General features: G+C 71.1%; 19 protein-coding genes. 10 read left to right on the top strand and 9 right to left on the bottom strand.

The features are described 5' to 3' along the window. The first annotated feature begins 226 nt into the window (after window positions 1-226). From OG519_RS22910 to OG519_RS22875, 8 genes are all read left to right on the top strand, one after another. Window positions 227-421 carry a hypothetical protein gene (locus OG519_RS22910; protein ID WP_405587064.1) on the top strand — a complete coding sequence of 65 codons (195 nt, stop codon included), beginning with the start codon at window positions 227-229 and terminating at the stop codon, window positions 419-421. Window positions 422-553: 132 nt separating this feature from the next. Next, window positions 554-1,519 (top strand): N-acetyl-1-D-myo-inositol-2-amino-2-deoxy-alpha-D-glucopyranoside deacetylase, encoded by a 966-nt coding sequence (gene mshB / locus OG519_RS22905; RefSeq protein WP_405587061.1) that lies wholly within the window; start codon window positions 554-556, stop codon window positions 1,517-1,519. Then, window positions 1,519-1,956: a DUF6113 family protein gene (locus tag OG519_RS22900; RefSeq protein ID WP_405587058.1), complete on the top strand. Its 438-nt coding sequence runs from the start codon at window positions 1,519-1,521 to the stop codon at window positions 1,954-1,956. Before mshB ends, OG519_RS22900 begins: the two co-directional genes overlap by 1 nt. Window positions 1,957-2,110: 154 nt before the next feature. Then, window positions 2,111-4,537, top strand: coding sequence for a hypothetical protein (locus OG519_RS22895; protein WP_405587055.1), 2,427 nt, complete (start codon window positions 2,111-2,113; stop codon window positions 4,535-4,537). A gap of 143 nt (window positions 4,538-4,680) precedes the next feature. Then, entirely contained in the window at window positions 4,681-5,667 is a 987-nt protein-coding gene (locus OG519_RS22890; protein ID WP_405587052.1) for an ABC transporter ATP-binding protein, read from the top strand. After that, on the top strand, window positions 5,664-6,404 hold the full coding sequence (locus OG519_RS22885) for an ABC transporter permease (RefSeq protein WP_405587049.1): 741 nt from the start codon (window positions 5,664-5,666) through the stop codon (window positions 6,402-6,404). Before OG519_RS22890 ends, OG519_RS22885 begins: the two co-directional genes overlap by 4 nt. 1 nt (window position 6,405) lies before the next feature. Next, the gene (locus OG519_RS22880; protein ID WP_405587046.1) at window positions 6,406-7,662 is read left to right on the top strand and encodes a sensor histidine kinase; all 1,257 of its coding nucleotides are present in this window, start codon (window positions 6,406-6,408) and stop codon (window positions 7,660-7,662) included. Window positions 7,663-7,761: 99 nt separating this feature from the next. After that, complete coding sequence (locus OG519_RS22875) at window positions 7,762-8,754, top strand: hypothetical protein (RefSeq protein ID WP_405587043.1); 993 nt, start codon at window positions 7,762-7,764, stop codon at window positions 8,752-8,754. A gap of 41 nt (window positions 8,755-8,795) precedes the next feature. Here OG519_RS22875 and OG519_RS22870 read toward each other — a convergent pair whose 3' ends face one another. From OG519_RS22870 to OG519_RS22840, 7 genes are all read right to left on the bottom strand, one after another. Continuing rightward, complete coding sequence (locus tag OG519_RS22870) at window positions 8,796-9,872, bottom strand: ABC transporter ATP-binding protein (RefSeq protein ID WP_405587041.1); 1,077 nt, start codon at window positions 9,870-9,872, stop codon at window positions 8,796-8,798. Beyond that, entirely contained in the window at window positions 9,841-10,890 is a 1,050-nt protein-coding gene (locus OG519_RS22865; RefSeq protein WP_405587038.1) for an ABC transporter ATP-binding protein, read from the bottom strand. Before OG519_RS22865 ends, OG519_RS22870 begins: the two co-directional genes overlap by 32 nt. A gap of 10 nt (window positions 10,891-10,900) precedes the next feature. Continuing rightward, window positions 10,901-11,887: an ABC transporter permease gene (locus OG519_RS22860; RefSeq protein ID WP_405587035.1), complete on the bottom strand. Its 987-nt coding sequence runs from the start codon at window positions 11,885-11,887 to the stop codon at window positions 10,901-10,903. Then, entirely contained in the window at window positions 11,880-12,803 is a 924-nt protein-coding gene (locus tag OG519_RS22855) for an ABC transporter permease (RefSeq protein ID WP_405587032.1), read from the bottom strand. The genes OG519_RS22860 and OG519_RS22855 overlap by 8 nt, the downstream gene beginning before the upstream one ends. A gap of 66 nt (window positions 12,804-12,869) precedes the next feature. Further along, complete coding sequence (locus tag OG519_RS22850; RefSeq protein ID WP_405587030.1) at window positions 12,870-14,522, bottom strand: ABC transporter substrate-binding protein; 1,653 nt, start codon at window positions 14,520-14,522, stop codon at window positions 12,870-12,872. A gap of 199 nt (window positions 14,523-14,721) precedes the next feature. Then, window positions 14,722-15,321 carry a hypothetical protein gene (locus OG519_RS22845; protein WP_405587027.1) on the bottom strand — a complete coding sequence of 200 codons (600 nt, stop codon included), beginning with the start codon at window positions 15,319-15,321 and terminating at the stop codon, window positions 14,722-14,724. Between the two features lie 228 nt (window positions 15,322-15,549). Next, window positions 15,550-16,206 carry a TetR/AcrR family transcriptional regulator gene (locus tag OG519_RS22840; protein ID WP_405587025.1) on the bottom strand — a complete coding sequence of 219 codons (657 nt, stop codon included), beginning with the start codon at window positions 16,204-16,206 and terminating at the stop codon, window positions 15,550-15,552. Window positions 16,207-16,256: 50 nt separating this feature from the next. Between OG519_RS22840 and OG519_RS22835 the strand changes: the two genes are divergently transcribed. Then, a complete protein-coding gene (locus tag OG519_RS22835; protein ID WP_405587023.1) occupies window positions 16,257-17,414 on the top strand; it encodes a hypothetical protein in 1,158 nt (385 codons plus the stop codon). 611 nt (window positions 17,415-18,025) lie between these two features. Further along, on the top strand, window positions 18,026-20,410 hold the full coding sequence (locus tag OG519_RS22830) for a protease pro-enzyme activation domain-containing protein (protein ID WP_405587020.1): 2,385 nt from the start codon (window positions 18,026-18,028) through the stop codon (window positions 20,408-20,410). Between the two features lie 122 nt (window positions 20,411-20,532). Here the strand turns inward: OG519_RS22830 and OG519_RS22825 are convergent, their stop codons facing one another. After that, a complete protein-coding gene (locus OG519_RS22825) occupies window positions 20,533-21,582 on the bottom strand; it encodes an ABC transporter ATP-binding protein (RefSeq protein WP_405587017.1) in 1,050 nt (349 codons plus the stop codon). Then, a complete protein-coding gene (locus OG519_RS22820) occupies window positions 21,566-22,603 on the bottom strand; it encodes an ABC transporter ATP-binding protein (RefSeq protein WP_405587014.1) in 1,038 nt (345 codons plus the stop codon). The genes OG519_RS22825 and OG519_RS22820 overlap by 17 nt, the downstream gene beginning before the upstream one ends. Window positions 22,604-22,613: the final 10 nt, after the last annotated feature.

The raw sequence follows: 22,613 nt of genomic DNA, 5'->3' as shown, positions 1-22,613 counted from the left end.
CCCCCTTTCCGCCCCGGACCGTCGTCGAGCCTCCTGACCTGCGCCGGAGCGCAGGCCCCCGAGTGGGCCCAACTGCCGTACGGGTGGCCGGATTTCGTCATGCGCCCCCACGTGCTTCCGTGCTCCGACATATGCGGTGGCACGGAAAGTTATGATCCGTAGCCGTGGGTGGGTAATAAGCGAGTGGCAACTGACATGACCCCTGCGTACCTGGAGGTGAGCCGCTGTGGCACTCTCGATTTCGGCGGTGCTGCTGCTGCTGATCGTCGTGGTCCTGCTGGTCCGGCGATCCGGACTCAAAGCCGGGCACGCCGTCACCTGTGTCCTGTTGGGGTTCTATCTGGCGGCTTCGTCCATCGCCCCCACGATCAGTGACTTCACCACGAACGTGGCCAACATGATCAGCGGCATCAAGTTCTGAGCTGAGGCCGCGCCGTCCGTGCGACCCCGGACCGTCCCACCCCGGACCGGCCGGCCCCTGCTCCCTGCCGGGGCCGGGTCGGGGCCGGGTCAGGCCGGGCCGGGGCCGCACGGACGGCCGTAGGCTTCCTCCATGACCGATCTACCCGCCAGGCGACTGTTGCTCGTCCACGCCCACCCGGACGACGAGACGATCAACAACGGCGTCACCATGGCCAAGTACGCGGCGGAGGGCGCGCCCGTCACCCTCGTCACCTGCACCCTCGGCGAAGAGGGCGAGGTGATCCCGCCGGAGCTCGCCCATCTCACCGCCGACCGGGACGACACCCTCGGCGAGTACCGGATCGGCGAACTGACGGCCGCCATGGCCGAGCTGGGCGTCACCGATCACCGCTTCCTGGGCGGCGCCGGACGCTACCGCGATTCGGGCATGATGGGCGTGGCCCAGAACGACGACCCCGGCTGCTTCTGGCAGGCCGATCTGGACGAGGCGGCGGGCCGGCTGGCCGAGGTCATCCTCGACGTCCGGCCGCAGGCGATGATCACGTACGACAGCAGCGGCGGTTACGGCCACCCCGATCACATCCAGGCCCACCGGGTCGCCCTGCGCGGCTATGAACTCGCCGCCGACGCCGACGCCGCCGGAAAGGCCGGAAAGGCCGGAAAGGCCGGAAAGGGGGGCCACCTGATCGACCGCGTCTACGAGACGTGCGTCCCCCGCTCGGTGCTGGCCGAGGGGTTCGGGCGACTGGCCGCGGCGGGCGAGGAGTTCCCGTTCAGCGGCATCGCCGGCCCGGACGACGTCCCCGGGGTGGTGGACGACGACGCGGTGGACGTGGCCGTCGACGGCGCCGCCTACGAGGACCGCAAGGCCGCCGCGATGCGGGCGCACGCCAGCCAGATCGCGGTGGACGGCCCCTTCTTCGCGCTCTCCAACGGCCTCGGGCAGCCGTACTTCGCCACCGAGTACTACCGGCTGGTGCGCGGCGCGGAGCCGAAGTCCGCTGATGGGGGCGGCGCGGCGGGTCGGGTCGGCCGCGGAGGCCGACGAGGCCGGGCCACCGATCTCTTCGAACCGCCGTCCGGCGGGGCGGCGTGATGGCCGGCCGCCGGCCCGCCCGCGCGGGCGCTGTCGACGGTGCCGGCCGGGCCGACCGCGTCGATCGGGTGGGCCGCGCCGGCCGTGTCCTCCGGATCGGCGGATACCTCCTCCTCGGCGTGCTGGGCGCGTGCGTCGCCGCGGCCGGGGCGCTGCTCCAGGCGGCTCTTTTCCCGGGCGGCCTGCTGCTCGGCCTCGCCGGGTGCGCGGCGCTCTTCTACGGAGGCGTGCGGGCGCTCGGCACCCGGCTCGGCGCGGTGGTGCCGGCCGCGGTGTGGCTGGTGTGCGTGCTGTTGCTCAGCACCTCCCGCCCGGAGGGTGACTTCCTGTTCGCCGCGGGTGTCGGACCGTACATTTATCTGCTCGGCGGCGCCATGCTCGCGGTGATCTGCGCCACCGTGCCCCAACTGCCCCTATCAGGACCGAATACCGCCTGACTTGGCGGGCAGGGGCTGGGTCATGGTTGGGTGAACGCGAGCGTTCCCGTAGGACCAGGGATGCCACTGCGCGCAGGTCGGTATGGTGGTGCGCGCCGGCGAGCCGCCCGCGGACAGCCGTGACGGGTGGCGTAGCTAACCGGGAGAACCTGCTTTGAGCCGTGACAACGACACTTCCCCCGCCGGCCCCCAGGGGCGCGGCGCAAACGCCTATCCGTCGGGTACCCCGCCGTACGGCACGCGGCCGTTTCCCTCGCTGCACCCGCAGGAGCGGCCCGCGGGCGCCCCGGCGCCCGGTGGCACGCCTCCGCCCGCTTCCGAGCAGCCGGACGAGCCCGCGGCCGACGAGCCGAGGACCGAGACGACGCTGACCACCCGGATCCGGATCAACATCCCGGGTTCCCGGCCGATCCCGCCGGTCGTGGTCCGCACGACGGTGGACGAGAACGCGGCGGCGGCTCCCCAGGCCGCCGAGCCGGCCGAACCCGACCCGGCCGCCGCCCGTTTCGGGGCGCCGGAGGCCGAGGCGGAGCCGGAGAAGGAGAAGACCTCCGACTGGTTCGCGCCGCGCAAGCCGGCCAACATGCCGCCGGCCGCGCCGCAGCAGGACGGCGCGGCGCCCGCGGGCCCGGTCGGCCCCGCGGGCCAGGTCGATCCGGTCGGCCCGGAGACCGGCTCCGGTCAGGGCTCCCGCCCTGGCTCAGGGCAGGGCTCAGGGCAGGGCTCGGGCTTCGCCGGCCACGGCGCGCCCTACAGCGCCGGCTCCGAGGCGGACGCCTTCGCCGGACCCGGCCTCGGCGCGGGACCCGGTTCCGCACCCGCCGCCGACCCCTACGGCGAGCGCCGTACGGACGAGGCCTTCGCGGGTTATGACACGGACTACGACACCGGCTCCAACCCGGTACCGCCGCTCGGCCGGAACCCGGCGGGCGGCCTGCCCCGGCGCGGCGCGTCCCGCCCGCCGGCCGGGGGCTCGCACGACACTCCGCCGGGCGGCTTCGCCGACCCGTTCGCGGCCGGCACCGAGAACTTCCCGCCGGGCGTACCGCGCGCCGCGGCGCACTTCCCGAGCGGCGACGAGGCCTACCGCGACCTGGGCGACCAGGGCGCGCAGGCGGGCCAGGGCCGACCGGAAGGCCAGAACCCCGGGGCGCGCCCCTACGACGACGGCCCCTACCAGGAGCCGAACGCCCCGGCCGGACCCGGCGCACCGGCCGGCCGTGACTCCGGCCGCGACCCCGGCCGTGACTCCGGCAGCTTCCCCGGCTTCGCCGGCTTCCAGCCGCCCGCCGGTCCGACGACCGGCCCGGCGACCGGTTCCATGCCGGTACCGCCGGCCGGCCCGAACGGCTTCCGGCCGCCGGCGCCGTCACCCGCCGCCGGGCCGCCGGCCGGCGGCCGGGACCTCGGGGACACCCTCGTCGGCGGCATCCCGACCGTGCCGTCGAGCCCGACCCGCAGCGCCCGCCCGGGAGGCACCGCTCCCCGGCCGACCCCGGCCGCCCGCCCGGTGCCGACCCCGGCTCCGGCGTCCGACATCCCGGCGGGTCCGGCCGCGGGCTCCGCGGCCGGACCCGCCGCCCCGGCCAAAGCCGCGGCCCCGGCGGCCGCCGCGCCCTCCGCCCCGGCGAAGAAGAAGGGCCGCTCCAAGATCGCCCTGCTGGGTGTCGCGGTCTGTGCCATCTGCGTGGTGGCCTACGGCGCCGGTCTGCTGATGAACCACGCCGACGTACCGAAGGGCACCACCGTGCTCGGGGTGGACATCGGCGACAAGAGCAAGGAAGAGGCGGGCAAGTCGCTGGACCAGGCTCTCGGCGGCCGGACGTCCGCGCCGCTGACCCTGACCATCGACGACAAGAAGGTGACCCTCAAGCCGTCCATCGCCGGTCTCTCCTTCGACAGCGACGCCACGGTCCGGGCGGCCGCGCACTCCGACTACAACCCGGTCTCCGTGATCAGCTCGCTCTTCGGCGGCGCCCGGACCGCGGAACCGGTGATCCTGGTCGACGAGGACAAGCTCAAGGCCGCGCTCCAGGACGTCGCCAAGCGGAACGGCACCGCGACCGACGGCATGATCCGCTTCGCGCCCAACAAGGTGGTGCCGGTCCCCGGCAAGGCCGGCACCTCCTTCTCGGTGGACGCCGCGGCCAACCAGGTCGCCGCCGCCTACCGGACCCGCGCCGAGACCGGCGCGGACACCCCCGTCGACATCTCGGTCACCACCGTCCAGCCGAAGGTCACCGAGGCCGAACTGAACCGCGCCGCCCATGGCTTCGCAAAGAACGCGATGTCCCATGTGACCACGGTCGAAGCGGATGCGACCCACTCGATCAACATCGGTCCGGCCGTCTATCTGCCGAAGATCCTCACCATGCTGCCGGACGACAGCGGCCACCTCCAGCCGCACATCGATCTCACCGCGCTGAAGAGCCTCTACGGCAACGCGTTCGACGGTGTCCTCATCAAGCGGCCCGGCGGCGGCTCGACCGCCGTCACCGCGCAGGACGTCGCCGACGCGCTGCTGCCCGCCCTCAACAGCACCTCGGACAAGGTCGTCGTGCTGAAGGGCGTGACGAGCTGACCGGCGTGGCCGGCTGACCGGCCGGGCCGTCCCAACGGCCCGGCCCGGCCCGCCCGCTGACACGTCCCGTATGACATCTGTCATGCGGAAGACACGACCTCCGGCACTGACCGGGCCCCCCGGTGCCTTGGCAAGCTGTTGCCATGACCGCAACAGCGAACGTCGGCACCACGAAGAGCGGTGAAGCCGGCGACCGGGCCGAGCCCGTCGCCGACTTCAGCCGGGTGAACAAGAGTTTCGGCGCCGTCCGGGCGGTGGCTGATCTGAGTCTGACCCTCCGTCCGGGCGAGACAGTGGCCCTGCTCGGACCCAACGGCGCGGGCAAGTCCACCGCGCTCGACCTGCTGCTCGGCCTGCGGAACGCCGACAGCGGCACCGTCAGGATCTTCGGTACGACACCGGCCGAGGCGATCGCGGCCGGCCGGGTCGGGGCGATGCTCCAGAGCGGCGGCCTGATGGAGGAGGTCACCGTACGGGAGCAGGTGGGGCTCGCCTGCGATCTGCACCCGCGGGCGTATCCGGTGGACCAGGTGCTGGCCGCCGCCGGGATCACCGACATCAAGGACCGGAAGGTCAACAAGCTGTCGGGCGGCCAGGAGCAGCGGGTGCGGTTCGCGCTCGCCACCGCGGGCGCCAACGACCTGATCGTGCTCGACGAGCCGACCACCGGTATGGACGTCGTCGCCCGGCAGGCGTTCTGGGCCACCATGCGCGCCCAGGTCCGACAGGGCAGGACGGTGCTGTTCGCCACCCACTATCTGGAGGAGGCGGACGCCATCGCCGACCGCGTCCTCGTCCTGCACCGCGGCGGCCTGCTCGCGGACGGCACCGCCGCCGAGATCAAGGCGCGGGCCGGCGCCCGCCGGATCTCCTTCGACCTCGAAGGGAGCGTGGACGAGGCCGCGTTGCGCGGGCTGCCGCACCTGGTCGGGCTCACCGTGTCGCCACGTGGAGCCGACGGCGCCGGTTCGAGTCTCCGGATCAGCTCCGACGACGCCGACGCGACCGTGCACGCCGTCTACGCCCTGGGCCTCTACCCCCGCAACCTGGAGGTCTCCGGCCTCGGCCTGGAACAGGCCTTCCTCGCCATCACCGACGCCGCGACCGCCGAGGAGGCGGGCAACCGATGAAGACACTGATCAAGCTGGAGATCGTCCGCACCCTGCGCAACCGCAAGTTCATGTTCTTCTCGGTGCTGTACCCGGGGCTGATCTTCCTGCTCTTCACCGCCAGCGCCGACAAGGCCACCAAGATCGGTGACACCGGCATCAGCTACGTCTCCTACTACATGGTCGCGATGGCCGCCTTCGGCGCGATGACCGCGGTGCTGATGGGCAACGCCGAACGGATCGCCCGGGAGCGGGAGAAGGGCTGGGTGCGGCAGTTGCGGCTGACCGCGCTGCCCGGCCGGGGGTACGTCATCGCGAAGATCGCCTCCGCCGCCACCGTCAGCCTGCCGTCGATCCTCATCGTGCTGGTGCTGGGCGCGGCGGTGAAGGGGGTCAGGCTCGACGCCTGGCAGTGGGTGGCGCTGGCCTTCGCCACCTGGGCGGGCAGCCTGGTCTTCGCCTCACTGGGGGTCGCCATCGGCTACCTGGCCAGCGCCGACGCGGCCCGGCCGATCTCGATGCTCCTGTACTTCGTGCTGTCGGCGCTCGGCGGCCTGTGGGCGCCGTTCACCGTCTTCCCCGGCTGGCTGCGGACGCTCGCCGAGTATCTGCCGGGACGGCCGTACGCGGCGCTCGGCCAGGCGATCGAGTTCGGCGACGCGCCGCACGCCAGGGACATCACCGTCCTCGTCGTCTATCTGGCGCTCTTCTCCGGCTGCGCCGCCTGGCTGTACCGCAAGGACACCCGGAAGGCCTGAGATGACGCGGCTGGAGCAAGGGGAGGAGCGGCTCGGGGCGGACGACACCGGTTCCATGGGCCGCCCGCCGGAGACCCGCAAGCAGGCCGTGGTCAAGCTGCTGTGGATCGGCATCTGGCTGCTCTATCTCGGCGCGCCGGTCAGCGATCTCACCGACGGCGGCCACTCGGCCGCGGTGACCGTACTGGCCGCGACCGGTCTGACCGCCTTCGTGCTCGCGTATCTCGCCCTGGTCTTCCTGCGGACCAACCTGCCGCCACGGCCCGAGCGCTGGCTCTACGCGGTGCTCGCCGCGCTCGTCGCTCTCGCGCTGCTGCTCTCGGCCACCTTGGGCGCTTCCTGGCTGGTGCTGTTCGTCTACGCGGCGGTGGCGTCCGGGGCGGTGCTGCCGACGAGCGAGTCACGGTGGACGGTGCCGGGGGTGACGGCGCTGCTCACCGCGGTCGGCGCGGCGGTGGACAGCGGCCGGGAGCTGTATCCGGCGCTGATCATCCCCTCGCTGCTCGGCGGCTTCGCCATGGTGGGGGTCAAGCAACTGATCAGCGCCATGGCGGAGTTGCGGGAGGCGCGGCGGACGGTGGCGCAGCTCGCGGCGGCCGAGGAGCGTCTGCGGCTCGCCCGCGACCTGCACGACCTGCTCGGGCACTCGCTCTCCCTGATCACCCTCAAGAGCGAGCTGGCCGGCCGGATGCTGCCGGACCGGCCCGAGGAGGCGGCCCGGCAGGTCGCGGACATCGAGAAGGTCGGCCGGCAGGCGCTGGTGGACGTGCGGGAGGCGGTCAGCGGTTACCGCCGTCCCACCCTGGCCGGTGAACTCGCCTCGGCCCGCGCCGCGCTGGCCGCCGCCGGGATCGCCGTACGGGTCCAGGGGGTCGAGCGGGTACCCGGTCTGACCCTGGCCGGCGAAGGGGCACTGGCCTGGGCGCTGCGGGAGGCGGTGACCAATGTCGTACGGCACAGCGCCGCCACCACGTGTGAGCTCGCCCTCGACACGGCGAACGGCGCCGCCCGGCTCACCGTCGCGGACGACGGCCGCGGCCCGGACCCCGAACGGGCGGCCGGCAACGGCCTCACCGGCCTGACCGAGCGGCTGGTCCTGGCCGGCGGCACGGTGGCCACCGCGGCGGCGGCCGGCGGCGGCTTCCGGCTGACGGCCGCGGTGCCGCTGGTCGCGGTCTCAGACGCGTTCTCAGACACGGGGGCGGACGCGGACGCCGAGACGGCGGCGGTGTCGGCGGCCGACACGCCGGGCGGGTGAGCGGCGCGGCCGGCCGGGCCCCGGGACGGGGGACAGCGCGGGGCGCCTCGGGCCGGGCACACCATCGAGGCCGCGGGCGCGAGGAGTAGGGTCCGGGACGTGCCTGAGACTCCCGCTCCCGAGAGCATGATCGAGACCGCCGTGCTGACCGCGGCCGGCCGCGCCACCCTTCCCTTCCAGGCGGCCCGCGCGGACCGCAGCTTCGGGACCGCCTTCTGGTACAACGACCTGGTCGAGTCCGGCGCCGACCGTGAGGTGATCCGGCAGTATCTGGTGACCGCCGAGGCCCGTACCCGCTACGAGATCGGCCAGTTCACCCTCAGGGAGGGGCTTGTCGAGCCCGAACTGCCCGCCGACGAGCTGGTGCTGCCCGCCTTCGCCAAGAAGTGGAGCCGGCTCGGCGCGCTGGGGGTGGCGGTGATGCCCACCACCGACCTGCACATCCACGCCGAGCGCAAGAACTGGCGCTGGACCACCGACGAGGTCACCTCGGGCCTGGCCGCCCAGCCCGACGACATCGCGCTGCTCGGCCCGGAACCGCGGCCCGCGTACGTCCTCGGACACGAGGTGGTGGAGGTGCCGGGGAGCAGGACCGCGGACCGCCCGCAGCGGCTGCTGACGGGCACGGTCAGCCGCCCGGTCCCGGAAGGACCGGTCCGCTGGTCGGGCCCGCTGCCCAGCGGCTACGCGGGCGCGCCCGTCTTCGCCGCCCTGCCCATCTCCGACGACCAGGTCAAACTGGTCTGCCTGGGCCTCGTCCTGGAAGACCCGGAACAGCCGGAACAGCCGGAACAGCCGGAACAGCCGGAACAGCCGGAACAGCCGGAACAGCCAGGACAGCCAGGACAGCCAGGACAGCCGGAAAACGCCACGAGCACCGCAAGCGCCGCAACCGCTGAGCCCGCCGAGAACGCCGAGCACACGGCGGACGCCGAGCCCACCGCCGCGCCGGCCGACCCGGTGACCGCCCCCGATTCCGCACCTGCCGAATCGGCCCACCCCGGCGGCACCGTGATCACCTTCGACCTGCTCCGCCCGGCCATCCACACCCTCACCCCGGCCCGCGGGCGCCGCTGGTGGCAGCGCGGCTGACCGCGGCCCACCGCCGGCCCCGGCCGACTCGCCCCCGCCCGCTACATCTCCTCCGGCCCGGCCTGCCGCTCCTCGGCGAAGTGGCAGGCCGAGGGGTGATCCGCGGGGGTGCCGGAGTCCCGGAACCACTCCGGCACCGCGAGCGGCGGCTCCTCCACGGCGCAGCGCTCCCGCGCCTTCCAGCAGCGGGTCCGGAAGTGGCAGCCCGAGGGCGGGTTGGCCGGTGAGGGCACATCCCCGACGAGGATGATCCGCTCCCGCCGCTCCCTGGCCTCCGGGTTGGGCACCGGCACCGCGGAGAGCAGCGCCTGGGTGTACGGATGGGTGGGGTGCTCGTAGATCGCCTGGTCGCCGCCGATCTCCACGATCTTGCCGAGGTACATCACGCCGACCCGGTCCGAGATGTGCCGGACGATGGACAGGTCGTGCGCGATGAACATGTAGGACAGGCCGAACTCGTCCTGGAGCCGCTCCATCAGGTTGATCACCTGCGCCTGCACGGACACGTCGAGCGCCGACACCGGCTCGTCGGCGACGATCACCTCGGGGCGCAGCGCCAGGCCGCGGGCGATGCCGATGCGCTGCCGCTGACCGCCGGAGAACTGGTGCGGATAGCGGTTGATGTACTCGGGGTTGAGCCCGACCACGTCGAGCAGCTCCCGCACCCGGCGCCGCCGGTCGCCCTTGGGCGCCACCTCCGGATGAATGTCGAACGGTTCGCCGATGATGTCACCGACGGTCATCCGGGGGTTGAGCGAGGTGTAGGGGTCCTGGAACACCATCTGGATGTTGCGGCGCACGGCTTTCAGCGCCCGGCCGGACAGCTTGGTGATGTCCTGGCCCTGGTAGAACACCTCGCCGCCGGTCGGTGCCTCCAGGTTGGTGAGCAGTCTGGCCACGGTGGACTTGCCGCAGCCGGACTCGCCGACGATGCCCAGCGTCTCCCCCGCGAACAGGTCGAAGGAGACCCCGTCGACCGCCTTGACCGCGCCGGTCTGTTTCTTGAAGAGGATGCCCTGGGTCAGCGGGAAGTGCTTGACCAGGTCGCGGACCTGGAGAATCGGTTCGCCGCCGGGGCTCGGCGGGTCAGGGGTGGTCGGCTGGGGCCCGGTCGACACCGATGGCCTCCTTCCAGAAGTGGCAGGCGCTCGTCCGCTGCTCGTCCACCCGGTAGAGCGGGGGCTCCTCGACGCGGCACCGCTCCCGGGCGAGCGGGCAGCGCGGGTTGAAGGCGCAGCCGGGCGGGATGTGCAGCAGGTTGGGCGGCAGCCCGCGGATGGCGTAAAGCTCCCGGCCCTTCTGGTCCAGCCGGGGAATCGAGTGCAGCAGGCCCTTGGTGTACGGGTGGGCGGGCGCCGCGTAGATGGGGTGGACGGGCGAGGTCTCCACGATCCGCCCGGCGTACATCACCGCGATCTTGTCGGCGACGTCGGCGACCACCCCCAGGTCGTGCGTGATCAGGATCAGCCCCATGTGAAACTCGTGCCGCAACTCCGCCAGCAGGTCCATCACCTGGGCCTGGACGGTGACGTCGAGGGCGGTGGTCGGCTCGTCGGCGATGATCAGCTCGGGCTCCAGCGCGATGGCCATGGCGATCATCACGCGCTGCCGCATGCCGCCGGAGAACTGGTGCGGATACTGCTTGATCCGCTCCCGGGCGGCGGGGATGCGCACCCGCTCCATCAGCTCGATCGCCCTGGCCCTCGACTCCTTGCGGGACAGGCCGCGGTGCACCCGGAACATCTCGCCGAGCTGGTCGCCGACGGAGAGCACCGGATTGAGCGAGGAGAGCGCGTCCTGGAAGATCATCGCCATTCGGGCGCCGCGGATCCTGCGCCGCTGCTCGTTGCCGAGCGTGAGCAGGTCCTGGCCGTGGAAGAGCACCTGGCCGCCGGTGACGAAGCCGGGCGGGGAGTCGAGGATGCCCATGATCGCCTGGGCGGTGACCGACTTGCCGGACCCGGACTCGCCGAGCACCGCCAGGGTCTCCCCCGCGCTCACCGCGTACTCGACGCCGTTGACCGCCTTGGCCACCCCCTCGCGGGTGCGGAACTCCACGTGCAGATTCCGTACGTCGAGCAGCGGAGCCTCCCCGGCGGGGGCGTCCTGCGGGGCGGTCTGCGGGCTCGTGGCCATCGCGGGCTCCTCAGCGCAGCTTGGGGTCGAGGGCGTCGCGTACCGCGTCGCCGAGCATGATGAACGCCAGCACGGTCAGGCTCAGCGCACCGGCCGGCCAGAGCAGCATGTGCGGGGCGTTGCGGATCTCGTTGGACGCGTCGGAGATGTCGATCCCCCAGGAGACGGTGGGTGGTTTGAGCCCGACCCCCAGGTAGGACAGGGTCGCTTCCAGGGCGATGTACGTGCCGAGCGCGATGGTGCCGACGACGATCACCGGGGCGACGGCGTTCGGTGCGATGTGCCGCAGCAGGATCCGGGAGTTCCCGGCGCCGAGCGCCCGGGCGGCCTGGACGTAGTCGTTCTGCCGGGCGGTGATCACCGAGCCGCGGGCGATCCGGGCGAGTTGCGGCCAGCCGAGCAGGATCATGAAGCCGATCACCGGCCAGACGGTGCTGTTGGTGACCACCGACAGGAAGACCAGGCCGCCGAGGATCACCGGGATGCCGAAGAAGATGTCGCTGATCCGGGAGAGGATCGCGTCCCACCAGCCGCCGAAGTAGCCGGCCAGGCCGCCGAGCACCGAGCCGAGCAGCACCACGCCGGCGGTGGCGGCGACCCCGACGGTGACCGAGGCGCGGGCTCCGTGCACGACCCGGGTGTAGACGTCGCGGCCCTGTTCGTCGAAGCCGAAGGGGTGGCCGGGCTGTGAGCCCTCCTGGGACTTGAGCAGGTTCGCCTGGAGCGGGTCGCCGCTGGCGATCGTCTGCGGCCAGAAGGAGATGAAGACCAGAAAGAGGATGATCAGCGCGGAGACGATGAAGATCGGGTTGCGCCGCAGGTCCCGCCAGGCGTCGGACCACAGGCTGCGCGGTTTGCCGGCCGGTTCCCCGGCGCCCTCGGGGCCCGGCCGCTGCTCCAGCGTCTCGGCCTCCGAGGCGCCGAGATCCATCGTGCCGCCGAAGCCGCCGGGGCTGATCGCCTCGTCGGGCTCGACCGGGCGGCTCTCGTCAGACATAGCGGATCCTCGGGTCCAGCACCGCGTAGAGCAGGTCGACGATCAGATTGGCGGCCAGGAAGACCAGCACCAGGATGGTGACGAAACCGACCACGGTGGGGGCGTTGTTGCGCAGGATGCCCTGGTAGAGCTGGAAGCCGACGCCGTGGATGTTAAAGATCCGCTCGGTGACGATGGCGCCGCCCATCAGGGCGCCGATGTCGGTGCCGATGAAGGTGACCACGGGGATCAGTGAGTTGCGCAGCAGGTGGCGGACGATCACCCGGCGGCGCGGCAGCCCCTTGGCGACGGCGGTGCGTACGTAGTCGGCCCTGGTGTTCTCGGCGATGGAGGTACGGGTCAGTCGGGTGACGTAGGCGAGCGAGACCAGGGCGAGGACGAGCCCGGGCAGGATCAGCTCGTTGAAGGGCGCGCTGGGCGACACCGACGCGGAGACCCAGCCCAGTTGCACCCCGAAGAGGTACTGGAGCACATAGCCGGTGACGAAGGTCGGCACCGAGATCACCACCAGGGTGAGCAGCAGTACCCCGGTGTCGACCGGCCGGCCGCGTTTGAGCCCGGTGATCACCCCGAGCACGATGCCGATGATGATCTCGAAGATGATCGCCACCACGGTGAGCCGGATGGTGACCGGGAAGGCGCTGCCCATCAGGTCGAGCACGGACTGTCCGGTGAACGCCTGGCCGAGGTTCCCGGTGAAGATGTTCTTCATGTAGTGGAGGTACTGGGCCGGCAGCGAGTGGTCGAGATAGAGGTCGTGCCTGATCTGGGCCGCTGTGGCCGGGTCGGGCGCGCGGTCACCGAAGAGCGCGGCCACCGGGTCGCCGAGCGCGTAGACCATGACGAAGATCAGGAAGGTGCTGCCGATGAAGACCGGGATCATCTGGAGCAGCCGCCGGATCACGTAGCGTCCCATGGAGCCTCCTGGGAGCGAGCCGCCGGGGGCCGCGCCGGGTGGTCCCGGCGCGGCCCCCGGCCGGGCTCACTTGACCCTGATCTCGTTGTAGACCGGGACGCTGAAGGGGTTGAGCCTGACGTTGCTGAGGTTCGCCGAGAAGCCGGCGCTGCCGTTCTGGTACCACAGCGGGATGGCGGGCATGTCCTTGACCAACTGCCGTTCGGCGTCCTGGAACATGGTGATCGCCTTGGTCCGGTCGGTCTCGGCGTTGGCCTGGTTCACCAGCTTGTCGAAGGTGGGGCTGCTGTAGTGGCTGTCGTTCGACGAGGCGTTGGTGAAGTACAGCGGCTGCAGGAAGTCCTGGATCAGCGGGTAGTCCATCTGCCAGCCGGAGCGGAAGGGGTTGCTCTCCTGCTTCTTGGTGATGCTGCTGCGGAAGTCGGCGAAGGTGCCGACCGGGGCGCCGACGCACGCCTTGTTGTTGCCCAGCACGTTGTTGATGCTGTTGCAGACCGCGTCGATCCACTCCTTGTGGGAGCCGGTGTCGGCGTTGTAGCCGATGGTGATCTTGCCGCCGGGCAGGCCGCCGCCCTGTTTGATGAGCGCTTTGGCCTTGGCCGCGTTGAAGGTGCACTCGCTGCCGCACAGGCCGGCCTTGAAGCCGCCGGAGGCGCCGAGCACCGGTGAGGTCCAGTCGGTGGCGGGGGTGCGGGTGTTCTGGAAGATCTGCCGGGTGATGGTCTTCCGGTCGATCGCCATCGACAGGCCCTGCCGGACCTTGGCCGAGTTCGCCGACGACCAGCGGGGGTTGTAGAGCGGGAAGGCGATGGTCTGGATGATGCCGGCCGGCTGGTTGATGTACCGCTTGCCGAGGTCGCTCTTGACGTTTCTGAGCTGCTGGGCCGGGATGTCGTCGACCAGGTCGAGGTTGCCGGCCTGGAGGTCGGTGTACGCCGTGTTGTTGTCGGTGTAGACCCGCAGGTCGACGCCGCCGTTCTGGGCCGGGTCGGGACCCTTGTACCCCTTCCACTTGCGCAGGCTCATCAGCGAGCCCCTGGTGTACTTGGAGATGGTGTACGGGCCGTCGCCGATCGGTTTGCGCAGCCAGGCCGCCCGGTTGCTGAAGAACGCCTTGGGCAGCGGATAGAAGGCGTTGTAGCCGAGGGTGTCGGGCCACAGCGAGAACTTCTGGTTGAGCCTGACCTTGAACTCCGAGGCGGAGACGCGGCGCAGCCCGGAGAGCGTGGTGGCGGTCTGCTTGGCGCCCGTCGCGCTGGGGTGCGCCTGGGCGTAGCCGTCGATGTAGCTGAAGAACGAGGCGTTGAGCTGGGCGTTCTTCAGTGAGGCGCCGAAGTTCCAGGCGTTGATGAAGGAGTCGGAGGTGACCGGCTCGCCGTTGCTGAAGGTCCAGCCCGGCTTGAGCTTGATGTCGAAGTTCTGCGAGTCCGCGGTGGTGATGGAGCTCGCGATCATGTTGTCGGCCTTGGCCGTCTTGGGGTTGTACTTCTTCAGGCCCCGGAAGATCAGGTCGAGCACCTTGCCGCCCTGCACCTCGTTGGTGTCGGCGGGCTCCAGCGGGTTCTGCGGGTCGCCCCAGGAGGCGCGGACGGTGCCGCCGCCGGACGCGGCGGCCGCACTGCCGCGGCTGCCGCTGTCACCGCCGCCGCCGCAGGCCGTGGCGGTCAGGGCGACGGCCATCGCACCGACGGCCCACTTCACGCGCGTGGCTCCGCGCATCGCGTGCCTCCTCCTGATCATGCCGTCTGGATGACACTTCAGACCCCATGACACCGCAATACGCATAAATAACTACCAAACGACCGGCCGACGGAGCGGAGTCCACCCGAACGGGCGCAGACACACCGGCGCCCCGGGCCGTTGATCACGGCCCGGGGCGCCTCTGGGCGAACGGCGTCGGGGCTAAACCGTCGTCGCGTCAGATCGTCGGCGTGTCGTCGACGACTTCCTGGTGCGGCTCGACCACGAACTTCCAGCCGTCGCTGGGTTCCAGGAACCGCACCCGGGTCGGGTAGATGTCCAGGGCGCGGCGATCACGGTTCTGGTTGCTCGCGCTCTTCCGCCCCCGTACCGGCTCCTCGAACAGGTCGACCTTGACGTCCGGCACCGCGACGGCTTCCTCACTCCAGCGCTGGACGATCCCCGCACCGAACGCGTCCCGCGCGGCGGCGTAGAGCGCGTCCAGCGATTCCGTGTTCCCGCCGGGGACGAAGAGCGCGAGGTTCAGCAGGATGCCGGCGCTCTGCAGGACCTCTATTGCTTCCCCTGCCTTGTCGGCAATCCATATTCCGGACTCTTCGGCATTGTCCGGAAGAAGCTGGATTTCGTCACCAAATACTGTCCTTGCCGTGAAGGACCCGCCCTCGAAATTCGCACCCGGCTTCGTAAGATTGGCCGGGGCGTAGCAGTCGAGAGAAAGGCCTTCGGTCGCCGCGGCGACAAAGATGCCGTCCTGGGGGCCCAAATCTGCGACTTCCTCAGCCGTCAGACGTCGAGCCGTAACCTTCTCGGTATTCACGCCATTCCCCTTCTTTCGGCGTCCTGCGAATTAAGCAAGACTCTATCACGGGAACGCCCGTGCGGTTACCGATCCGCATGTCCTAACCTGCGAAGACGACACAGTCCAGCCTTCGATCAATTTCCCCGGCGCGCGCTCCGACGCATTAGCGGCCATGGAAACCGAGCCGTCATTGTGGTCGAATCCGCCGGGCGCAATTACCGGCCCTCGGGGCGACGGCCCGCGGTGTCAGGAGCCGGGGGTCAGGCCGCCGGCGAGCAGGTCCGCCAGGGCGGCGACGAAGGAACCGTCGATCGGCCGCTTGGTCAGCAGCAGGCGGTGGTGGATGGCGCCGATGGCCGCGTCCGCGGCCACCTCCAGCTCGGCGTCCGCCCGCACGTCACCTCGGGCGCGCGCCGCCACCAGGATGTCGAGGAGCGCCTGCCGGCGATCGTCCAGCACCGTTTCCCGGTAGAGCTTGCCGAAGGAGGGATCACCGGCCGCCGCGAGCGTCATCTCGGAGATCGCCATGGCGGAGTCCCGCCGGACCAGGGTGAACACGAGCTGCCCCAGGTATCTCGCCAGATCCGTGCGCAGATCTCCGCTGGACACGACGGACACGATGTCGCGCGCGGTCTTGGACCGGTACGCGTCGACCGCCAGATGCGCCTTGTCCGGCCACCAGCGGTACAACGTCGCCTTGCTCACCCCCGAGCGCACCGCGACCGCCTGCATCGTGAGCCCCCGGTAGCCGATCCCGGGGTCGTCGAGCAGGTCGAGCGCGGCCGCGAGGACGGCGCGGGCGGTTTCCGCACTGCGGCGCCGGCCCGGCTGCGAGCCGACGGGAACGGGCAGCGGACCCGGCCGCGAAACGGGTCCGCCCGAAGAGTTTCGGGAGATGGACACGGTTTCCAAGCCTGCCACAGACTCCGGGCAGGCATCACGGGAGGACGAAAGTGCACGAACTCAACAGAGCTGACGGGGTCAGCGGGGCCAACGGGACCGGCGAAGCCGGCGAAGTCAACGGAGCCGACACGGCCGACAACACAACAACGCGGCGGCTGCTCGTCCTGACGGTGGCGGCGTCGATCCTCAGTTGTCTGTTCGTCCTCTCCTACGGATACGCGCTGCACGCACCCTCGCCGCACCGGATACGTGTGGATGTCGTCGCGCCCCCGTCGACCACCGCACAGGTCAGGGGGCAGCTCGAGAAAACCGCGCACGGCGGCTTCGACGTGCGGGCCAGGAGCACGGAGCACCAGGCGCGCGCCGACATCCTGGACACGTCCGCCTCCGGCGCGCTCGTCGTGCCGTCCTCCGGTCCGGCGCGCGTGCTGACCGCCGGGGCCGGGGGCGTCTCGCTCCAGCAGGTCGTCTCCGGCGGGCTGGGCGGGGCCGCGCGCATGCTGGACCGCCCGGTGCGGGCGGTCGACGAGGCGCCGCTGCCGGCCGGTGACCGGGCGGGCCAGTCGTCGTTCGGGTACGAGATCGGCCTGGTCGTCCCCGGGGTGGCCGGGAGCATCGGGCTGTACCTGTTCGGACGCCGGATCCGGCTGTGGTTCCGGGTCGCCGCCGCACTCGGCTACGCCGTGCTGTCGGCCGCACTCGGCGTGTTCATGATGGACGGCGTGCTCGGCGCGCTGACCGGCTCGCCGTGGGCCCTGATCGCGACCGGGGCCGCCGCCTCGATGGTGTTCCTGCTGACCATGGCCGCGGTGCACGCGCTCTTCGGCCTGCCCGGCACGACCCTCGGGGCCGCCGCGCTGGTGATCGTCGGCAACGCGGCCAACGGTTCGACGGTCCCGGTACCGATGCTCCCGAACGTCTATCGCCAGGTGTCGCCGTGGCTGCCCAATGGCGCTGCCATAAGGTCCTTCCGCGACGTGACCTACTTCGCCGGGCACGGCCTGACACAGCCGCTGCTGGCCCTGGCGCTGTGGGCGCTCGGCGCGCTGACGGTGATCTCCCTCGCGGACCTTCTGCATCTGCGGCAGAAGCGGCACTCCGGACTGCCGCCCGCCCAGATCCACGCCACCCCCGCCCTGATCCACTTGCGGCGCCGCCACGCGGCGCGGCGATCCGGCGCGCGGATCCCGGGCCGCGCCGGCCGTTGATCCCCTTTTCCTGACGGGCAGCCACCTTTCGGCTCGACGCCACGTCAACTCCGGCCCCCCGGCAAAAGGCGACGCGCCTCCGCGCCGACGGGCCTGGGACAGAGCCTCGGCAATTCATTTACCCGACCATGACCCGGGCCTTACCAAATCCCTTGGGTAAAGCACGGGTAAGGGACGCCACCGGCCGCGCGGCGATTTCCCGGCAGCCCGGCCGGCGGCCCTTCCAACGGCCGCCGGACCGCGCCCGACCGCGCCGTTCCCCGACCGGTCCATCCCTCGAACTCAGCCTTGTGCCCAGCCTTGGGGTCTGCCTATCGTGGCACCGTTGTCCCCAGATCTCCGCGAGTAGATGTCCGTTTCGACTTGTCATGCCCATGATATCCCGTAGTCAATCGGGCATGTCCGACGGGGTGTTCCCACCGCTGCGCGGGCGCCCCGCCGAATGTTTCGAAAGTCAGCACGTGCGCCACCGCTCGATCCGGTTCCGCACGGTCCGAGGGCAACCGCCGTCGTTCCGGCCCTCGTGTCCGAGCATCTCCCAGAGAAGGTGTTCCTTGCACTCGTCTCCTTCCGCGCCCCGGCGCGGCCTCCGCAGAGCCGTCACCGCGTCCGTGACGACCGCGGCACTGATAACCGCCGGTCTCGCCGCCGGCGCCAGTGCGTACGCCGCGCCCTCCCCCGACGCCGGCACCGCGCGTACGGCGCTGGCCCAGAACCTCGCCCCCGCGCTCGGCCGTTCGCAGGCCCTGGGCGCGGTCCCCGACACCCAGCGGCTGTCGGTGGCCGTCAGCCTCAAGCTGCGCGACAGCGCCGCGCTCGACCAGCTCATCACGGCGGTCTCCACACCCGGATCGGCGGACTACGGGCACTATCTGACACCCACCCAGTTCAACGCCCGCTTCGCCCCGGCGCGGGCCGACGTCGACCGGGTGACGGCGTACCTGCGCGCCCAGGGCCTCACCGTCACCGCGGTCAGCCCCAACGCGCAGGTCATCGACGCCAGCGGCCCCTCGTCCGTCGTCGAGGCGGCCTTCGGGACCCAGGAGGTGAACTACTACGACGCGGCGTTGGCGCGGCACTTCTACGCCAACACCGGCACGCCCACCCTCCCGGCGGACGTGGCCTCCGTCGTGCAGGGCGTCTCCGGTCTCGACAACCACACGGTGCTGCACCCCGAGCTCGCCGGCGGCACCGCGACCCCGAACGCGACACCGAGCGGTTTCGGTCCGAGCCAGTACGACGCGGCCTACCGGCTCAACCAGTTGGGCGCCGACGGCACCGGGCAGACCGTGGCGCTGTGGGAGTTCGACGGCTACAAGGCGGCCGACCTCACCACGTACAACAGCCAGTTCGGGCTGACCGGTCCGACCGCGAGCACCGTCTCGGTGGACGGCGCCAACTACGACAGCCGGCCCGGCGACGGCCAGGTCGAGGTCGAGCTGGACAGCGAGATCGTGCGCGGCGTCGCCCCGAAGGCGACCCAGCTCGTCTACGAGGCCCCCAACAGCGACCAGGGCGAGATCGACATGGCCGCCAAGATCGTCTCCGACAACCGCGCCTCGGTGATCTCGATCTCGTGGGGCGGCTGCGAGCGGGACACCACGTCGTCCGTACGGACCGCCGTGGACAACTCCTTCCGGCAGGCCGCGGCGCAGGGCATCAGCATCTACAGCGCCTCGGGCGACGACGGTTCCCGTGACTGCGCGGGCTCGTCCACCAAGGCGGTCGACTACCCCGCCTCCAGCCCCTACGACACCGGCGTCGGCGGCACCACGCTCACCCTGAACGGCGGGGCCTACGGCTCGGAGCGGGCCTGGAGCGACAGCGGCGGCGGTGTCTCCACCGTCTACGCCAAGCCGTCCTGGCAGACCGGCAGCGGCACGATGCGCTCGGTGCCCGACGTCTCCTCCAACGCCGACTACCCCGGCTCCCCGTTCGCGGTGTACACCACCGGCGGCTGGACCGTCGTCGGCGGCACCAGCGCCGCGGCCCCGCTGTGGTCCGGTTTCAGCGCGCTCTACAACCAGAAGGCCACGGCGGCCGGCAAAGCGCGCCTGGGTGAGGCCAACCCGGCGCTCTACCGGATCGCGTCCGGCAGCGGATACGCCGCCGCCTTCCACGACATCACGGCCGGCGCCAATCAGGACTACAGCACCGCCACCGGCTACGATCCGGTCACCGGTGTCGGCTCCCCGATCGCCGACGGCCTCACCAACGCCCTGCTGAACGGCAGCACCGGCGGGGGCGGCGGCAACACCGTGACCGTCACCAACCCGGGCGGCAAGTCAGGCACCGTCGGCACCGCGACCTCTCTGCAGATCGCCGCGGCCGACTCCACCTCCGGCCAGACGCTGAGCTACAGCGCCACCGGACTTCCCCCGGGCCTGTCGATCGGCGCCACCAGCGGCCTGATCTCCGGCACCCCGACCACCGCGGGCGGCTACAGCGTGACGGTCACCGTCAAGGACGGCACCGGCGCCGCCGGCAGCGCGAGCTTCACCTGGACCATCACCGGCACGGGTGGTGGCGGCGGTGGCTGCACCGCGCCCGGCCAGAAGCTCGGCAACCCGGGCTTCGAGACCGGCACCGCCTCACCGTGGAGCGCCAGCACCGGGGTGGTCGACAACTCCACCGACGAGGCCCCGCACGCCGGCAGTTGGAAGGCGTGGCTCAACGGCTACGGCTCCACCCACAGCGACACGCTCTCCCAGGCGGTGGCCGTGCCGGCCGGCTGCGGCGCCACCTTCACCTTCTACCTGCACATCGACACCGCGGAGACCTCCGGGACCACGGCCTACGACAAGCTCACCGTCAAGGCAGGCGGAACCACGCTGGCCACCTACTCGAACCTGAACGCGGCCACCGGCTACGTCCAGAAGAGCTTCGACCTCTCGTCCTTCGCGGGCCAGACGGTCACGGTGGCGTTCGCCGGCAGCGAGGACTCGTCCCTTCAGACGAGCTTCGTGATCGACGACGCGGCGCTGACGGTTTCCTGACCGTCGGCCGGCTGAACAAGGCGGCGGAGCCGCGGTGGAAGAGGTGTGTCCCAGCGGGACACCCTCACCACAGCGGCTCCGCTGTCGGATCAGGCCGCTCCCCCGACTCGACGGCCCCGCGATCAGACGACCGCGGCCTCTTCCGCGAAGTGGCAGGCCGACTCGTGCGCCGCCGGGGTGTCCTGCCCGGCGAAGACGCTGGGCACCGCGAGCAGCGGCTCCTCGACCGCGCACCGCTCCTGCGCCTTCCAGCAGCGGGTGCGGAAGCGGCAGCCCGAGGGCGGGTTGGCCGGTGAGGGCACATCCCCGGAGAGGATGATCCGCTCCCGGTGCTCACGCGCCCGCGGGTCCGGCACCGGCACCGCGGAGAGCAGCGCCTGGGTGTACGGATGGGTCGGGTGCTCGTAGATCGCCGCGTCCGAGCCGATCTCCGCCATCCGGCCGAGGTACATCACGCCGACCCGGTCGGAGATGTGCCGGACGATGGACAGGTCGTGCGCGATGAAGATGTACGACAGGCCGAACTCGTCCTGGAGCTTCTCCATCAGGTTGATCACCTGCGCCTGCACCGAGACGTCGAGCGCCGAGACCGGCTCGTCGCAGATGATGATCTTCGGGTTGAGCGCCAGGCCGCGGGCGATGCCGATGCGCTGCCGCTGACCGCCGGAGAACTGGTGCGGATAGCGGTTGATGTACTCGGGGTTGAGCCCGACCACGTCGAGCAGTTCCCGTACCCGCTTGCGGCGGTCGCCCTTGGGCGCCACCTCCGGGTGAATGTCAAACGGCTCGCCGATGATGTCGCCGACCGTCATCCGGGGGTTGAGCGAGGTGTAGGGGTCCTGGAACACCATCTGGATGTTGCGGCGGACCGCCTTCAGCGCCCGGCCGGTCAGCTTGGTGATGTCCTGGCCCTGGTAGAACACCTCACCCGCGGTGGCGGTCTCCAGGCTCATCAGCAGCTTGGCCACGGTGGACTTGCCGCAGCCGGACTCGCCGACGATGCCCAGCGTCTCCCCCGGGTAGAGGTCGAAGGAGATGCCGTCCACCGCCTTGACGGCGCCGGTCTGCTTCTTGAAGAGGATGCCCTGGGTCAGCGGGAAGTGCTTGACCAGGTTGCGGACCTGGAGAATCGGTTCGCGGGCCGGGCTGGCCGGCTCATTCACCGTTGACACCGAGGGTCTCCTTCCAGAAGTGGCAGGCACTGCCGCGCCGGTCGCCGACCGGCTGGAGCCGGGGCACCTCGGTACGGCAGATGTCCTGGGCCATCGGGCAGCGCGGGTTGAAGGCGCACCCCGAGGGGACGTGCAGCAGGTTGGGCGGCAGGCCCTGGATCGCGTAGAGCTCCTGGCCCTTCTGGTCCAGCCGGGGAATCGACTGGAGCAGACCCTTGGTGTACGGGTGGGCGGGCGCCGCGTAGATGTCGTGCACCGGGGCGTCCTCGACGATCCGTCCCGCGTACATCACCGAGATCTTGTCGGCGACGTCCGCGACCACACCGAGGTCGTGGGTGATCAGGATCAGGCCCATGTTCAGCTCGCGCCGCAGTTCGGCGAGCAGATCCATCACCTGGGCCTGCACCGTCACGTCGAGCGCGGTGGTCGGCTCGTCGGCGATGATCAGCTCGGGCTCCAGCGCGAGCGCCATCGCGATCATGATGCGCTGGCGCATACCGCCGGAGAACTGGTGCGGGTAGTCGTCGACCCGCTCCTTGGCGGCCGGGATGCGCACCCGGTCCATCAGCTCGATCGACTTGGCCTTGGCGGCCTTGCGGGACATGCCCTCGTGCACCCGGAACATCTCGCCGAGCTGGTAGCCCACCGAGAGCACCGGGTTCAGCGAGGAGAGCGCGTCCTGGAAGATCATGGCGATCTTCCGGCCGCGGATCTTGCGGCGCTGCTCGCCGGACATCTTCAGCATGTCCTGGCCGTGGAAGAGGATCTCGCCCTGCGGGATCCGCCCCGGCGGCATGTCCAGGATGCCCATCACGGCCTGCGCGGTGACCGACTTGCCCGAGCCGGACTCGCCGAGCACCGCGAGGGTCTCGCCGGCGTTCACCGAGTAGTTGACGCCGTTCACGGCACGCGCCACACCGTCGCGGGTGTGGAACTCGACGTGCAGGTCCCGTACTTCCAGCAGCGGGGTGGTGGTCGCGGCGGACGGCTGGGCGCCCGCGCTCTCATCGATGACAGTCAACGTACGCCCT

It is taken from the genome of Streptomyces sp. NBC_01190 (assembly GCF_045039895.1).
Classification (GTDB): Bacteria; Actinomycetota; Actinomycetes; order Streptomycetales; family Streptomycetaceae; genus Actinacidiphila.
The sequence above is the reverse complement of the archived record's forward strand: the minus strand, read 5'-3'. Positions and strand labels throughout refer to the sequence as shown.